This window comes from Ensifer sp. 22521, from assembly GCF_052044795.1.
Classification (GTDB): Bacteria; Pseudomonadota; Alphaproteobacteria; order Rhizobiales; family Rhizobiaceae; genus Ensifer.
Genome location: NZ_JBQENM010000016.1, coordinates 102,316 through 117,834, shown reverse-complemented (window position 1 = coordinate 117,834; position 15,519 = coordinate 102,316). Strand labels below are relative to the sequence as shown.

Annotated in this window: 15 protein-coding genes and 1 pseudogene; 7 read left to right on the top strand and 9 right to left on the bottom strand. The window is 61.2% G+C overall.

The window, feature by feature from the left end; all coding sequences use genetic code 11:
• The first annotated feature begins 123 nt into the window (after positions 1-123).
• Together ACTJKE_RS23435 and ACTJKE_RS23430 are read left to right on the top strand one after the other, a co-directional pair.
• Positions 124-1,177, top strand: a protein-coding gene (locus tag ACTJKE_RS23435; protein ID WP_427142557.1) for an IS630 family transposase whose coding sequence is annotated in 2 segments (ribosomal slippage) — positions 124-617 and positions 616-1,177 — 1,056 coding nt in all. Because the reading frame shifts where the segments join, the coding sequence is not laid out codon by codon here.
• A 17-nt stretch (positions 1,178-1,194) separates the two neighbouring features.
• Positions 1,195-1,500 carry a helix-turn-helix transcriptional regulator gene (locus ACTJKE_RS23430; protein WP_427142558.1) on the top strand — a complete coding sequence of 102 codons (306 nt, stop codon included), beginning with the start codon at positions 1,195-1,197 and terminating at the stop codon, positions 1,498-1,500.
• Positions 1,501-1,568: 68 nt separating this feature from the next.
• Here ACTJKE_RS23430 and ACTJKE_RS23425 read toward each other — a convergent pair whose 3' ends face one another.
• The gene (locus ACTJKE_RS23425) at positions 1,569-2,462 is read right to left on the bottom strand and encodes a LysR family transcriptional regulator (RefSeq protein ID WP_427142559.1); all 894 of its coding nucleotides are present in this window, start codon (positions 2,460-2,462) and stop codon (positions 1,569-1,571) included.
• Positions 2,463-2,679: 217 nt separating this feature from the next.
• Between ACTJKE_RS23425 and ACTJKE_RS23420 the strand changes: the two genes are divergently transcribed.
• Entirely contained in the window at positions 2,680-3,582 is a 903-nt protein-coding gene (locus ACTJKE_RS23420) for a VOC family protein (protein WP_427142560.1), read from the top strand.
• Between the two features lie 152 nt (positions 3,583-3,734).
• Here ACTJKE_RS23420 and ACTJKE_RS23415 read toward each other — a convergent pair.
• From ACTJKE_RS23415 to ACTJKE_RS23380, 8 genes and pseudogenes are all read right to left on the bottom strand, one after another.
• Positions 3,735-4,580, bottom strand: a pseudogene (locus ACTJKE_RS23415) (transposase); the annotation flags it as partial.
• A gap of 123 nt (positions 4,581-4,703) precedes the next feature.
• Positions 4,704-4,988: an IS66 family insertion sequence element accessory protein TnpB gene (tnpB, locus tag ACTJKE_RS23410; RefSeq protein ID WP_243016891.1), complete on the bottom strand. Its 285-nt coding sequence runs from the start codon at positions 4,986-4,988 to the stop codon at positions 4,704-4,706.
• Entirely contained in the window at positions 4,969-5,427 is a 459-nt protein-coding gene (gene tnpA / locus ACTJKE_RS23405) for an IS66-like element accessory protein TnpA (protein WP_243016892.1), read from the bottom strand. The genes tnpB and tnpA overlap by 20 nt, the downstream gene beginning before the upstream one ends.
• A gap of 613 nt (positions 5,428-6,040) precedes the next feature.
• The gene (gene folD, locus ACTJKE_RS23400) at positions 6,041-6,937 is read right to left on the bottom strand and encodes a bifunctional methylenetetrahydrofolate dehydrogenase/methenyltetrahydrofolate cyclohydrolase FolD (protein ID WP_243016893.1); all 897 of its coding nucleotides are present in this window, start codon (positions 6,935-6,937) and stop codon (positions 6,041-6,043) included.
• Positions 6,938-6,966: 29 nt separating this feature from the next.
• The gene (locus tag ACTJKE_RS23395) at positions 6,967-7,494 is read right to left on the bottom strand and encodes a sarcosine oxidase subunit gamma family protein (protein ID WP_243016894.1); all 528 of its coding nucleotides are present in this window, start codon (positions 7,492-7,494) and stop codon (positions 6,967-6,969) included.
• Between the two features lie 16 nt (positions 7,495-7,510).
• Complete coding sequence (locus tag ACTJKE_RS23390) at positions 7,511-10,474, bottom strand: sarcosine oxidase subunit alpha family protein (protein WP_440692576.1); 2,964 nt, start codon at positions 10,472-10,474, stop codon at positions 7,511-7,513.
• The gene (locus tag ACTJKE_RS23385) at positions 10,471-10,746 is read right to left on the bottom strand and encodes a sarcosine oxidase subunit delta (RefSeq protein WP_427142562.1); all 276 of its coding nucleotides are present in this window, start codon (positions 10,744-10,746) and stop codon (positions 10,471-10,473) included. The genes ACTJKE_RS23390 and ACTJKE_RS23385 overlap by 4 nt, the downstream gene beginning before the upstream one ends.
• A gap of 23 nt (positions 10,747-10,769) precedes the next feature.
• Positions 10,770-12,020, bottom strand: a complete 1,251-nt coding sequence (locus ACTJKE_RS23380) for a sarcosine oxidase subunit beta family protein (protein WP_427142563.1) — start codon at positions 12,018-12,020, stop codon at positions 10,770-10,772.
• A gap of 90 nt (positions 12,021-12,110) precedes the next feature.
• On the opposite strand from ACTJKE_RS23380, the gene ACTJKE_RS23375 reads away from it, so the two are divergent.
• The 4 genes from ACTJKE_RS23375 (at position 12,111) to ACTJKE_RS23360 (ending at position 15,510) form a co-directional block, all read left to right on the top strand.
• A complete protein-coding gene (locus ACTJKE_RS23375) occupies positions 12,111-13,085 on the top strand; it encodes a GlxA family transcriptional regulator (protein ID WP_427142564.1) in 975 nt (324 codons plus the stop codon).
• Positions 13,086-13,134: 49 nt separating this feature from the next.
• Positions 13,135-13,803 carry a helix-turn-helix domain-containing protein gene (locus ACTJKE_RS23370; protein WP_036568532.1) on the top strand — a complete coding sequence of 223 codons (669 nt, stop codon included), beginning with the start codon at positions 13,135-13,137 and terminating at the stop codon, positions 13,801-13,803.
• A 90-nt stretch (positions 13,804-13,893) separates the two neighbouring features.
• A complete protein-coding gene (locus ACTJKE_RS23365; RefSeq protein ID WP_024900023.1) occupies positions 13,894-14,799 on the top strand; it encodes a class II glutamine amidotransferase in 906 nt (301 codons plus the stop codon).
• A gap of 24 nt (positions 14,800-14,823) precedes the next feature.
• A complete protein-coding gene (locus ACTJKE_RS23360) occupies positions 14,824-15,510 on the top strand; it encodes a protein GlxC (RefSeq protein WP_427142565.1) in 687 nt (228 codons plus the stop codon).
• Positions 15,511-15,519 lie beyond the last annotated feature (9 nt).

Below are 15,519 nucleotides of genomic sequence, written 5' to 3'. Positions count from 1 at the left end.
TCGGCGGCGGTTGCAGTAAAGGACCTGCAATCAGGAAGTAATACGCCGCCTCGCTGACCTCGACTCTTTGGCCTTCCCAAAGCGCGGTGAATCTGAATCTCTGGTGCAAACCGGAGGTCTGCGATGCGATCAGGGATTTCGTTACGGGCGGATTTTGCTGGGGCCGACCTGCAGCGACTGGCGCGGCAGACGAAGGACGCAGCTCAGGCACGACGTTTGTTGGCACTGGCCTTGATCTACGATGGAGGCTCGCGTTCCGATGCCGCCCGCCTCGGCAATGTGACGCTCCAGATTGTCCGGGACTGGGTCATGCGCTTCAACGAGCGCGGCCCCCAAGGCCTGATCAATGGCAAAGCTCCTGGTCAGCAGTCGCGGTTGAACGATCAGCAGCGTGCGGCCTTGGCGCAGGCCATCGAGCGTGGGCCAACACCCTATCTCGACGGCGTTGTTCGCTGGCGTCTGTGCGATCTGGCGCAATGGCTTTGGGAAGAGTTTCGTGTTTCGGTGAGCGAGCAAACGCTGAGCCGTGAAGTCCTGACCATGGGCTATCGCAAGCTGGCTGTCCGGCCCAAGCATCACGCTCAAAACCCTCAAGCCATTGAGGATTTTAAAAAAGTTCCCTGCCGCAGTGGCAGAGATTGCCGCTGGAGCGGCCCGAGGAAAACGCATAGAGATTTGGTTCGAGGATGAGGCCCGTATCGGGCAGAAGAACAAGATCGAGCGCCGTTGGGCCAAGCGTGGAACACGGCCTTCAGCACCGCACGATCAGCGCACAAGGTCGGCCTACATCTTCGGCGCAATCTGCCCGAAGCTCGGCAAGGCGGCGGCGCTGGTCATGCCATGGTGCGACACCTACGCAATGACCCAGCATCTGGCCGAAATCGCCCGTCACGTCGATGACGACGCGCACGCGATCCTCATCATGGATCAGGCAGGCTGGCACATGTCCAACAATCTCGTCGTGCCCGAAAACATCACCATTCTGCCTTTGCCGCCGAAATCGCCGGAGCTGAACCCGGTCGAAAACCTCTGGCATTTCATGCGCGACAACTGGCTATCAAACCGCGTGTTCAAATCATACGACGACATCGTCGATCACTGCTGCGATGCCTGGCGCTGCCGCATCGCTTTTCACCGTGGCTTGGACGTATCACACCGGCCATGCCACGGCACGTGAAGAGAGCGATCGAGTTCATGATCGCCAACATTGCGGAGCCTTTGACGCTTGATAAAATTGCCGCCGTAAGCGGAGTGAGTGAGAGGGCCCTTCAGATGGGCTTTCGGCAATTTAAAATGACGACGCCGATGGCCTATCTGCGATATCTGAGGCTTGAGGCCATGCATCAGGATCTCAAAGGTGGTCAACCCGGCATGGAACTGAAGGAGGTTGGCTTAAGGTGGGGGTTCCTCCACATGGGACGCATGGCAGCCGAATATCGCAGCCGATATGGCGAACTACCCTCAGAAACCTATAAACGAGCTCACGGAATGAATCACTGAACCGCTTCATCTTAGCGAGAAGTGTGCAAACGCGGCAACGCGCAGGGCCGCAACAGTGGTTTGCTGCACTATTGGGCGGAGAACTGCTCAATGAGCCACCGACCCGCCGGTCCGAGTGCACGGCCATTCTGATGTGCAATGACGAGGGGAAAGCCAGGCATTCTGGCGGATCCCTCCCAACGGTCAAGTTCCAATTCCACTAGTCGACCTGCGGCAATATCGTCTACGACAACAGACTTCGGCATAGATCCCCATCCGACCCCTTCCAAGATCAGTCTGTGCTTCGTTTGAACATCGCTAACGCGCCAGTGATTGACCGCGTGAACCCCGTAGTCGCGCCCCTTATCCGTTCCAAGCGCGGTGCCCAATACCAGTTGTGTGCAGTCAAGCAACATCGCCGCATTCAACTTTCCTCTGATCTTGCCTAGTGGATGGCCGGGTGCTGCAACCGCAATAAGGTCGACCCATCCGCATTGATGCCGCTGCAACTCCTTCGATAGTGGTTCATGCTCAGTCAGTAGTCCGATATCGGCGCTACCTTGGCATAGAGCTTCGATGGCAACGGAAAAGGAGACCGTCGATAGATGGACGCAAACGCGCGGGAAGCGCGTGTTGAACGCACCAAGGATCCGGCCGACAGGAACCTCCGTCGCGTAAGGTACCATGACGAGCGAGATTTCTGCCTCCAACCCCTGAGCGATACCGTGGGCATGCTGGCGCCAGTCCGCAATGTCGTGCAGGATGCGCCTAGCTCTGGGGAGCAAAGCAATTCCGGCCTCAGTCAACGTTGGGCGGTATGTTGACCGGTCAAAGAGTGCAAGCCCGCTTTGCTCCTCAAGCTTCTGTATAGCGTAGGTGATCGCCGATTGCGCCCGGGACAACTGTCGTGCGGCGGCGGCGAAACTGCCTTTCTCGACAACTGTCACGAAGACCGTGAATTGATCGATCGTCAGGGCGTCCATGGTGACTATCCCTCTCGCCGAGTGGTGAAGCTATTTTTGTGCATGTCATTCCAATTTTTTGAACTAGATGCTCGAAATTTAACTCATTTTTTTGAAGGGTATTCACAGTTATATGTCGTTTCCCAAAGCTGCACGCGCCGCGCCAGAAGTCTCGCCAATACGATCGTAAGCGCGGGGCCATGCAGGCGGCCCCGGGAAAAAGGAGACAGTAGCAACTATGGCCAGCACCGACTACTTCGATCACAACACTGCTCCCATTCAAATAGGTCTGGTTACACTTAAAGTGCGAAATCTACCACTCGTCTCAACCTTCTATCAGGAGGCACTCGGGCTTGAAGTGTTGTCGACCGGACCGGGCCAAGCCCTCCTAGGCGTGGACGGCTTCGCACTCCTCAGGCTTTCCGGTGACCCTAGCCTTGCTCCCCATGATCAACGAAACGCCCGTCTTTACCATGTCGCTTTCGCTCTGCCGAGCAGCAGGGATCTTGCACGATGGCTTCTTCATGCGATTGAAAAGCGGGTGCCGCTGCAGGGCACCTCGGACCACCACACGCACGAGGCGATCTATCTTGCCGACCCGGAGGGCAATGGCATTGAAATTTATGCTGACCGCCCGATGGCGCATTGGCAGGCGCAGGATGGCACGATCCTGACGACCAGTACTCCTCTCGACATCAATGATCTATTGGCTGCAGCCAATCTGACTTCCTGGCAGGGGCTGCCTTCGGGCAGCGTTATCGGCCATGTCCATCTTCGGGTGGATCAAACAGGCAAAGCCGAGCATTTTTTCGGCAAGGTTCTTGGCTTTGAAGTGTCATTGCAACTCCAGGGAGCATCCTTCTTCGCGCGGGGTGGCTACCACCATCAAGTTGCCTGCAACAACTGGGGCGGGCAATCCTTTGCAGGGCATCGTCAGAAAATGACAGGTCTGGAAACCTTCGAGATCATTGTGCGGCACAAACAAGAACTCCCACGGATCGCCGAGCGGGCAGAAGCCTCAGGAATCTACGTCGAATGGAACGAGAGCACTCTTTCGCTGCGCGATCCCTGGGACACTACGATCGTTCTGAAGAGTAAGGAAGGAGCAGATGCGCCTCAATGCCAAGTGGTCGAAGGCTGAAAACGCGAAGGTGCCGACGGATAGAGGGGATTGGCCGCCGAGCCGAACCGCTACAACTTCTAAAATAGTTGCGTTTAGTCTTGTCCATGGGCGGCTCCCTTCGTTTGAGATCTTAACAACCTCACTCTGGCACATTTCGATGCCGTTCGGGGCCGTCCACCCCAACACATGAAGGATGTGCTGGTGGCCCCCCTGTCCTTTTCCTTCAGCACCTGGACCGTCGTCTCGTCACCATGGATCAGCGGTTGCGATCTGAGCCGCCGTTTCAGCGCGTCATAGATGCGAGAGTGATGCCTCTCGCTCGAGCCGATCACCCAGTGACCCAGAGCACCACGGCTGACAGGAACGCCGGCGCGCTCGAAGGCCTGCGCCAGACGGTAGGGCGGTGTGCCATCGACATATTTGTGGACCAGTGCAAATGCCAGCGTCGAGGCCGTGGCGATGCTGCCCGGCAAGGGCTGCGCGGGCATTGGCGCGAGAACGACAGGCGTGTTGATGCCGGTCCGGTCGCAATGGCGGCAGGCGTACTTGAACCGCACATTTTGCAGGACCTTGGCCTTCACCTCGATATGGAGCTGCTCGGTGACGGCCTCACCCATGCGATGCATCTGATGACGGCAGCAAGGGCAGGCCTTCTGGTCGTCGGCAAGGTCATACTCGACACGCTCGCGCGGCAGGTGTTCCGGCAGGGGCTTGCGGCCACGCTTCTTGCCCTCCGGTTTCTCGATCGTCGCAAAACCGGTTTCCGGCAGGTCGAGACCTCGCCATCTTCTCCGCTGGCGTCGTCTTCATCGGCAACCTGCTCGGCTTCATCGAAGAACATGCTTTTCGCTCTTCGGCGCAAAACGATGCAGCCGCGCCAGCTCCAACTCTTCCTCGAGCTTGACCACGCGGGCGCTGAGCGCTTCTTCCTCAGCTTTCAGCGCGGCGATTTCGGCAGCATTTGCCGCCAACTGCGCCATCAGTTCTGCAACGCTTGGTTCGCCGGTTCGATTCATCGGATTCTTGAATCTGAACCGCACCACCGCGTCAACCGCAGAAGTTCAGAGTCGTCAGCCGGCGATCTGATATTGCCGCACAGGGTTGCGCACCATGGCGTCGATATCGATGCCGTCGAGAATTCAGTGAAGCTGCTCAGTCGAAAGCGTCACCACCGCCGTCTCCCGGCATGGCCATCTGAACCGATCTTCGGTCAATCGCTTCAGGACCATCACAAAACCGGACCGATCGAAGAACAGGAGCTTCAGCCGGTCACGGCGGCGATTGCAAAAGGCAAAGACCGCAGGCGCAAACGGGTCGAGCTCCATCGTCTCCTGCACTAGGACCGCAAGGCTGTTGATGCCGGCGCGGAAGTCGATCGGTTCGCGGTGCAGGTAGACCTTGAGATCAGCGTCCAGTCTGAACATGGCCCAATGCTCCAATGACAGCCGTCAACCCATCCACATCTCTGCATTCCAGCGAAAGCTTCACGCCGTTTGGCAGCAATGCGCTGATTTCGGATAAACCTGACGGATGGCCCGTCTTCTCCAGTGATGCTCGTTGTTCTTCATCACACGTGACCGACATATCCAGCGAGCAGGTCCCGACAGGCAGGCTGCCGTCTACTGCCACGACCGGGATAAACGCCGAGCGTGGAGATACAGCCAGGGAGCCAGACTCCCTGGCCTCCTTGACACACTTGCGCAGTAGGTTGGCATTGATCCCATGCGTAAGCGCAAGGCCGGATATCGACACACCAGGTTCAAGGCAGGCCGCAACAAGCCGCGCCTTTGATCCTGGATCGTAGCGGCGTCGACCATCGCGCCCCACATGCCGCACACGCAGTTTCTGCTCTTCGTCACTCATATTTGGTGTCCACCTATTTTTAATGGACACTTCATGCGGCAGAGGCATCAACGAGAAAAGGCGCATGGAAATGAGCGCTTAGTGCGGCTGCAAAGCCGATGAAAGATAGTTGATGAAGGTTCAATACGGAGAAGAAGTGGCGAATCACTCTGACCCCGAGTCATGCGGGGCACATCGCGAGGTGTGCGTCGAAGCGTTGACAGTGGAAACCGGCAGGCCGGCCATTGAGCCGCGAAATGATCAATTCGGATGCCGACGCTGTTAAGCGAAGGAACGCGGATCGAGCTCACGCCTTCCAAGCTCGATCAGAACCTCGGGGCCTCCGCATCGTCGAGCTGCAAGCTAAACAGGAGACGATCGACATTCGTTCAGGAGAAGCTTCGCGCAAAGTTTGACGGATGCCGGAGGGTATTGATCGCAAACCCGGAGCCGTCAGAGAAAAGTCCACGCAACGCCGCAATCACAAGTCGATTCGGCTGCGAGCACTCGTTCCATGATTTTTCTGTGGCCTCCTTGACTAATCCGGGAAAACGCTGCCGCTGCCGACAGTTCCCGTACCCGAACCGAGGACAATCGTCGCTGCGCGACGAGACATGTCCACTGTGAGACGCAATCAGAACTTCGGCGGCGTCTGGCCGGCTTTGCGACAGGCCGCGATGACCGTATTGGCCATCAGCATGGCAATGGTCATCGGTCCGACGCCGCCCGGAACCGGCGTGATGACGCCGGCAACTTTGGCAACCTCGTCATAGGCGACGTCGCCGACGAGGCGCGACTTCCCCTCGCCCTTTTCCGAAGCCGGGATGCGGTTGATGCCGACATCGATGACGGTGGCTGCTGGCTTTACCCAATCCGCCTTGACCATTTCCGGGCGACCGACGGCGGCAACCAGGATATCGGCATTGCGGCAGACGCCGGCAAGGTCCTTGGTGCGCGAATGAGCGGTCGTGACAGTCGCATTGGCGGCAAGCAGCAGAGCCGACATCGGCTTGCCGAACAGGTTGGAGCGGCCGATCACCACCGCATTGAGACCGGACAGGTCCTCGCCATGGGTGCGGCGCACGAGGATCATCGCGCCGGCCGGCGTGCAGGAGACGAGACCGCCATCGAGATCGCCGGTCGCGACCTTGCCGGCATTGACGACATGCAGGCCGTCGACATCCTTTTCCGGCTTGATCGACTGAATGATCGGATCCGAATTCAAATGCCTGGGCAGCGGCAGCTGGACGAGGATGCCGTGGATGGTCTCGTCGGTGTTCAGCGTCTCCACGAGCGCGGCCAACTCTTCCTGCGTCGTATGTTCCGGCAGCGTATGCTGGATGGAGTTGAAACCGCATTCCTTCGACATGCGGCTCTTGGCGCCGACATAGGCGTGGCTTGCCGGATCATCGCCGACGATGACGACGGCGAGACCGGGCTTGACGCCGGCCTCGTTCTCCAGGGTCACCGTCGCGGCCTTCACAGCGTCAATCACGGAAGCGGCAACCTGCTTCCCATCGATAACTGGCATCCGATGTATATCCTTCGCTGACATCTCGCTTAGCTGAATTCGAGGCTCATGCGCACGAGATCGTCCCATAGACTTTCTGCAAAACCACGCAGAACGAGAAGCTCGAAACCATCATCCTCCATTCGCGTGACATGGGCAGCGATATGGCCAATGAGCGCCGTGGCCGACTGCCCGACGGGGAACGCGGCGTTCGACAGATCGATGGCCGTACCCTTGGCGAGGACATGGGCGGCCTGGGGCCCGCGCACGAGGATGCGCACGCGCCCATGGCTCTGGTCGATGACATCCGCCACCGGCCTCAGCTTTTCCGCGATTGCATCGAGATCCGCATAAGGCAGAGCCGTCGCACCCACGGCGAACCATTGGCCGACCGAGACGGAGCGAAGCGACAGGCCGGAGAGTGAAGCATCGCCGATAATCTCCGGCGAGCCGGTATCGGGACGCGCGAGGAGATGCAGGACCGTGCCCTCGGGAAGGGCTTCCAGACTGACACCGGTGCGCAGAACGGGCTTGCAATCGGCCAGGGCGGCGCGCTGCGTGACACGATAGGCTGACATCCAAATCCTCCCTCAATCAGGCGTGAAGCTTTTCATTGGCGGCATCGAAGGACACCGGATCGCAGATCCGGCCGGGCGTGAACTCGCCGCGCAGGCCGTTCCAGATCATAATTTCCTCGCCATGCCGTTCCGGCCCGCGGCGCACCAGCGCAAGGCCGATGGTAGAACCGACATGCGGTGAATAGCAGGTCGAGGTGACATAGCCTTGGTCGTTTTCCAGCGTGGGCGCGGCATTCTTGGCAAGGATGTGGGAACCAGTGCGGAAGCCCGCCGCGGGATCGAGCGGCACGATACCGACGAGCTGCGGCCGGTCCGGCGCATGCAGGCCCTCCCGCTCCAGCATCCGCTTGCCGATGAAGTCGGCCTTGGCGGCCGAGACCATGCGCGCGAAGCCGAGGTCCTTCGGCACCACCGTGCCGTTGATCTCGTTGTGGGTGACATGACCCTTCTCGATGCGCAGCACCGAGAGCGACTCGACGCCGTAAGGCTGGATGCCGTGTGCGGCGCCTGCCTGCATAATGGCGTCGGCAACGCTGTCGCCGTAGCCCGCCGGCACCGCCAGCTCATAGGCGAGCTCGCCGGAAAAGGAGATGCGGAACAGCCGTCCGCGTAGCTGCCCGCCGAAAAGCGAAACCTCGGCCGCGCCCAAGAACGGGAAGGCCTCGTTGGAAATATCCGTATCGACGATCGCCTGCAGGATCTGCCGCGACTTCGGGCCGGCAACGGCCATCTGCGCCCACTGGTCGGTGACGGAGGCGAGGCGCACGTCGAGATCGGGCCAGAGAGCCTGCGCACAGAACTCCAGATGGTTCATCACGCCGGCGGCATAGGCCGTCGTCGTCGTCATGAAGTATCGGTTTTCCTCCAGGCGGCTGGTCGTGCCGTCGTCATAGATCATGCCATCTTCGCGCAGCATGAGGCCATAACGCGCCTTGCCGACGGGCAGCTTGAGGAAGGCATTGCAATAGACGCGGTTGAGGAATTCAGCGGCATCCTTGCCGGTGATCTCGATCTTGCCGAGCATCGAGACGTCGCAGATGCCGGCATTCTTGCGGACGTTCAGGACTTCCCGGTCGACGCTTTCGCGCCAGGTCGTCTCGCCATCGCGCGGGAACCACGACGAGCGATACCACAGGCCGGTCTCGACGAATGTCGCGCCGTTCCGGCTTGCCCAGCCATGCAGCGGCGACTTGCGCACCGGCTGGAAATGCTTGCCGTGCGAAGGCCCGGTCAGCGCGCCGAACGAGACAGGCGTGTAGAAGGGGCGGAAGGTCGTCGTCCCTACTTCTGCGGGTGATACGCCGCGCGCTTGGGCCAGAACCGCGATCGCATTGACATTCGACAGCTTGCCCTGGTCCGTCGCCATGCCGTTCGTCGTGTAGCGCTTGGCAAGTTCCACGTGACCGTAACCTTCGCGAACGGCAAGCCCGAGATCCTTGCGATGCACGTCGTTCTGATAATCGACGAAGGCCTTGCCGCGCACGCCGGGAATTGACCAGAGCGGCTTGGCGACTGCGCTCGGATCGTCGGCCACGGCCGGAACGGTCGTGCGCTTCGCGCTGTAGCCAAGAGCCTCGGCGCGCTCGGCGCCCTTGGCGAAACCATGCTGCAGGCAGGCGCCGAGCCCGTCGATATTGGCGGCAGCGCCGGTAAGTGTCAGGCCCTTGAGGTTGGACGGAGCCAGAAAAACGCTCGATGAGGCGTTCCATTCCGGCCTGCCGCCGCGATGGCAGGCAAGGCTGATGACAGGGTTGAAGCCGCCCGACATCGCTAGGGCATCGACGGCAAGCTTTTGCGTGCGTCCGGCGATCGTGACCGAAATCGACGACAGGCTCTTGCCGCCATGCGCATCCGACACCACGGCGCCCTTGATGATCTTCGCCGTGCCGGCATATCGGAAGCCAGCGCCTTCGGCCCTGCTGTCGATGATGACGACATCGCTCGCGCCGACGGCTTCGAGATCACGCGCCAGCGCATAGCCGCTGTCATTGGTCGTGAAGATCGCCACCTTCCTTCCGGGCGCGACAGCATAGCGGTTGAGATAGCTGCGCATGGCGCCCGCCATCATCACGCCGGGAATATCATTGCCGCCGAAGACGAGAGGCCGTTCCTCCGCACCGGTCGCCAGCAGCGCCTCCCTGGCGACGATGCGCCAGAGCCGCTCGACGGGAAGCCGCTCCAGAGGCGCCTGCACATGTTTCTGCACGCGTTCGACGGCACCGAAGACGTTGCCGTCGTACCAGCCGAAAACCGTGGTGCGCGGCATCACTGTGACGTTTGACAGCGAGGCGAGCTCCGCCAGCGCCGTCGCCACGAACTCCGTCGCACTTTCGTCACCGATACGGACCGTTTCCGACAACAGGCCGCCGCCGCAACGCGAATGCTCGTCGACGAGAATGACCCGCGCACCGGCGCGGCCGGCGGCAAGGGCAGCGGCAAGACCGGCCGCTCCCGCGCCGACGACGAGAAGGTCGCAGTGAATCCAAGCCTTTTCATAGCCGTCCGGATCCGCCTCGTAGCTTGCCCGCCCAAGACCGGCGGCGCGACGGATGAAGGGCTCGTACAGCTTCTCCCAGAGAGCTGCCGGCCACATGAAGGTCTTGTAGTAGAACCCCGCGCTGAGAAAGGGCGACAACAAGCTGTTGAAGGCGCCGATGTCGAAATCAAGCGACGGCCAGCGGTTTTGGCTACTCGCTTCCAGGCCGTCATAGAGTTCTTGCATGGTGGCCCGGGTGTTCGGCTCCGTGCGTCCACCCCGGCCGATCGTCATCAGCGCATTCGGCTCCGCGCTGCCCGCGGTGAGGATGCCGCGCGGACGATGATACTTGAAGCTGCGGCCGACAAGGAGACGACCGTTTGCAAGCAGCGCCGAGGCGAGGCTGTCACCCGAAAATCCGCTCAGCGCCTTGCCGTCGAAGGCGAAGGAAAGCGGTCTGGAACGGTCGATGAGACCGCCGGAAGAAAGACGAAAGGGCGTCATGGGATCACCTCGCCGCGATGGCCGGCGGCGTCACTGGTCGTGTAAATTTCATGGGTTGCGGTATCGCGCTCGATCACCAGCCAGCGGCGGCAACCGGATGTGTGATGCCAGTATTCGCGATAGGCGCCGCGCGGGTTGTCACGCAGATAGACGAAATCGAACCAGACCTCCTGGGACGCATCCGCGGCGGGGCGCGGCAACGCGGCGCCCTTGACGGTGAACTCTTCCTTCGGGCGTGGTCCGCAATGCGGGCAGGTGACGAGGCTGGCCATTTCGGTGTCCTTGGTCGGGCAAACTAGTGAAGGTTCGGCTGGGCGCCCTGGCCCTTCTCATCGATGAGATAGCCGCGCTCGAACCGGTCGAGACGCATCTGCCGGGTCGTGGCGTGCGAAACGTCTTTCGCGATGAGATGGGCAAAGCAGAAGCCGGAGGCAGGCGTCGCCTTGAAGCCGCCGTAGCACCAGCCGGCATTCAGATAGAGATTGTCGGTCGGCGTCTTGTCGATGATCGGCGTGCCGTCCATCGACATGTCCATGATGCCGCCCCAGGAGCGCAGCACGCGAATGCGCGACAGCGCGGGGATCATCGCCTTTCCGGCTTCCGCGACATGCTCGACGGTCGCGAGATTGCCGCGCTGGGCATAGGAATTGTAGCCGTCGATGTCGCCGCCGAAGACCAGCCCGCCCTTGTCTGACTGGGAAACGTAGAAATGGCCGGCACCGAAGGTCACGACGCAATCGACGAACGGCTTCAGCCCCTCAGAAACGAATGCTTGCAGGACATGGCTTTCGATCGGCAGCTTCATGTCCGCCATCTGGGCGACGCGCGAGGAATTGCCGGCCGCCGCAAGGCCGAGCTTGCCGCAACCGATGAAGCCGCGCGTCGTCTCGACGCCGGTGACGCGGCCGTTCTCACGGCGAATGCCCGTCACCTCGCAGTTCTGGATGATATCGACGCCGCGGCTATCGGCTCCGCGCGCATAGCCCCAGGCAACGCCGTCGTGGCGCACCGTGCCGCCGCGGCGCTGGATCAGGCCGCCCTGGATCGGGAAGCGGGCATTGTCGAAATCGAGGAAGGGCAGCATCGCCTTGATCGCCGCACGGTCGAGCAGTTCGGCATCCACCCCGTGCAGGCGCATCGCGTTGCCGCGCCGTGTATAGGCGTCGCGCTGGGCGTCGGAATGGTAGAGATTGACGACACCGCGCTGGGACACCATGGCGTTGAAATTGAAATCCTGCTCCAGCCCCTCCCAGAGCTTCATCGAAAATTCATAGAAGGGATTGTTGCCTTCGAGCAGGTAGTTCGAACGGATGATCGTCGTGTTGCGGCCGACATTGCCGGACCCGATATAGCCCTTTTCAAGCACGGCGACATTGGTGATGCCGAACTCCTTGGCAAGATAATAGGCCGTTGCCAGACCGTGACCACCACCGCCCACGATGATGACGTCATAGCGGGCTTTGGGTTGCGGGTCGCGCCAGGCGGGGCGCCAGGAACGATTGCCCGTCAGTCCGTTCAGGAGAATGGATAAAGCAGAATAGCGCATGGTCAGGCCTCGACGATCACAGGTCCGAGCCTAGTCGCCGTTTAGACGGCAGACTTTCAAAAATAGGACGCCATGATATAGATTTGGGCCATGACTGCGTTTGACACGAGAAAAACCCAGAGGATCGGATTTCTGCTCGTGCAGAATTTCGCCCTGATGTCCTATGCCTCCGCCGTGGAGCCCCTGCGGGCGGCAAATCTCATTGCCGGCCTCGATCTCTACAGCGCGCTACCCCTGTCTCTTCATGGCAGACCGGTTGCGAGTTCTTCAGGCCTGACCGTCGAATGCACGGAACTGACCGCGCTCGGCGAAACCTGCCACACGGTCTTCGTCTGCGCAGGCGGTAATCCCAAGGACTGGAGCACCGTCGAGGATGCCCATCCGGTCCTGCGGCGCCTTGCGCGAAAAGGCGTTCGCATCGGCGGCATATCGAGCGGCGCCTATGTTCTTGCGGCTGCGGGCCTGCTCGACAACCGCGACTTCACCATCCACTGGGAACATGCCGGCCTGTTGAAGGAGGCCTTTCCCGCCCTCGCACCACGCCAGGCCCGATACGTGATCGACGGCGACCGTGTCACCTGCGCCGGCGGCGTCGCGCCGCTCGATCTCATGCACGCCATGATCAGCGAACGTATGGGCGCGCATTTTTCCCGGCGCGTCAGCGACTGGTATCTGCATACGGCGGTGGCCGAACCCGGCGCTCCGCAGCGCGGGTCCCTGCCCGAACGGTTCGGCACGCACCATCCTGCGCTTCTGGCCGTCCTGGAGAAAATGGAAGCGACGATCGAAATGCCGCTCGATCGTGCAGCCATGGCAAAGCTTGCCGGCGTCAGTGTCCGTCATCTCGACCGCCTGTTTGCCGAGCATATGGCGGGCGGCTTCCTGGAAACCTACCGCAACATCCGTCTCGACCATGCCCGGCGCCTGCTGGAGCAAAGCCCGCTTTCCGTGGCGGAAATCGCCTTCGCCACGGGTTTTTCGGGGGCCGCGCATCTGTCGACCGCCTTCAAGACGCGGTTTGGCCAGACACCGACGGCGCTGCGCACGAGATTTTCCTACGAGTGAGCGATATTTTCCTGTAGGGAATGTTTTTACCATGAAGAGCGGGTGGGCCATGGCCAGCGGCAAGCAGATCTCCAAGAAGGCGCAGAACGCCCTTTCCCAGAACCCGCACGCGGTGCGCGAGCCGCGCGAGAAGAACCTTGAAATGGCGATCGGGCACGAGGTCCGGGCCTATCGCAAGAAGCTCGGCATTACCGGCGCCGATCTCGCCGCCGCGACCGGCATGTCGGTCGGCGCGCTCTCGAAGATAGAGAACGGCAACGTCTCGCCATCGCTGACAACCCTGCAGTCCCTCTCCAAGGCCCTTGGCGTCCCGCTCACGGCGTTCTTCCGGCGCTTCGAGGAACCGCGCAACGCGACCTTCGTCAAGGCGGGTGAGGGCGTGAAGATCGAGCGCCGCGGCACGCGCGCCGGCCACCAGTACAGCCTGCTCGGTCATATCGACAACAATTCGAGCGGCGTGACGGTGGAACCCTATCTCATCACGCTCACGGCCGAGTCGGACATCTTTCCGACCTTCCAGCACGAGGGCATGGAATTCCTCTACATGCTCGACGGCGTCGTGGTTTACCGCCATGGCGACCAACTGTTCAAGATGGAGGCGGGCGACAGCCTGTTCTTCGACGCGGATGCACCGCACGGCCCCCAGGAACTGGTGAAGCTTCCGGCGCGCTATCTCTCCATCATCAGCTATCCGAAACAGGGCAGCAGTCCCGGCTAAAGTTGCCTCACACGAAATTTTTATTCCTATCAGTTGATTGATCGAAAGCCCCATGGTAGCCATTTGTCACAGCGACAAATGGAGGCACCTATGTGTGGCATTGTTGGATTGTTCCTCAAAGACAAGAGCCTCGAACCGCAGCTCGGAACGCTGCTGTCCGACATGTTGATCACGATGACCGATCGCGGCCCGGATTCGGCCGGCATTGCGATTTACGGATCACCGGCTGACGGAAAAGCGAAGGTCACCCTGCAGTCGGCAAAGCCCGAGGTCGATTTCCGCGGGCTCGACAAGGATCTCGCCGCCGCCGGCATCGACGCCAGCGTGACCGTCAAGAGTACCCACGCCGTCGTCGAGATCGCCGCCGGCGCCATCGCGGCAACCCGCGCGGCCATCGCCTCGATCCGGCCGGATATCCGGGTCATGGGCTCGGGCGACAGCGTCGAGATCTACAAGGAAACCGGCCTTCCCAAGGATGTCGTGGCGCGCTTTGACGTGCGCTCGATGGGCGGCACGCACGGCATCGGCCATACCCGCATGGCCACCGAAAGCGCCGTGACGACGCTGGGCGCGCATCCGTTCTCGACGGGCGCCGACCAGTGCCTCGTCCACAACGGATCCCTGTCCAACCACAACAACCTGCGCCGCGAGCTCATCCGCGAAGGCATGACCTTCGAGACGCAGAACGACACCGAAGTGGCGGCCGCCTATCTCACGGCGGAGATGGCCAAGGGCAAGGATCTCGGTCAGGCGCTGGAAGGCGCGCTTGATGATCTCGACGGCTTCTTCACCTTCGTCGTCGGCACGAAATCCGGCTTCGGCGTCGTGCGCGACCCGATCGCCTGCAAGCCCGCCGTGATGGCCGAGACGGACCAGTATGTCGCCTTCGGCTCGGAGTATCGCGCGCTCGTCAACCTGCCGGGCATCGAGGATGCACGCGTCTGGGAGCCCGAGCCGTCGACCGTCTACTTCTGGGACCACGAAAAAGCTGCGTGACCGGCCAAACGAGAAAGCCCTGCAATGCCTGTATTTGACCTTTCCAAAACGCCCTTGCGCGAACTCAACAGCGCCCTCCATGCCCTTTCCAAGGGCGCCAACGACACCGCGATCGAGGTCGTCAATCCGCGCGGCAGCCATGCGGTTGCGGTCGGCATCGACAGTCCCGTCAGCGTCGAGGTCCGCGGTTCGGTCGGCTATTACTGCGCCGGCATGAACGACGGCGGCACCGTAACCGTCAAGGGTTCCGCCGGTCCCGGCGTCGCCGAGAACATGATGTCGGGCACCGTCGTCATCGAAGGCGACGCCAGCCAGTATGCCGGCGCCACCGGCCGCGGCGGCCTGCTCGTCATCAAGGGCAATGCCGCCTCGCGTTGCGGCATCTCGATGAAGGGCATCGATATCGTCGTGCATGGCAATATCGGCCACATGTCCGCCTTCATGGGGCAGTCCGGCCATCTCATTGTGCTCGGCGATGCCGGTGATGCGCTCGGGGACTCTCTCTACGAGGCGAAACTTTTCGTGCGCGGCACGGTCAAGAGCCTTGGCGCGGACTGCATCGAGAAGGAACTGCGGCCGGAACATCTGGAGAAGCTCGCCGAGCTTCTCGAAAAGGCCGGCGTCACCGGCGTCAAGCCGGAGGAGTTCAAGCGCTACGGCTCGGCCCGCACGCTCTACAATTTCAACATCGACAACGCTGACGCGTACTAAGGCAGGGAC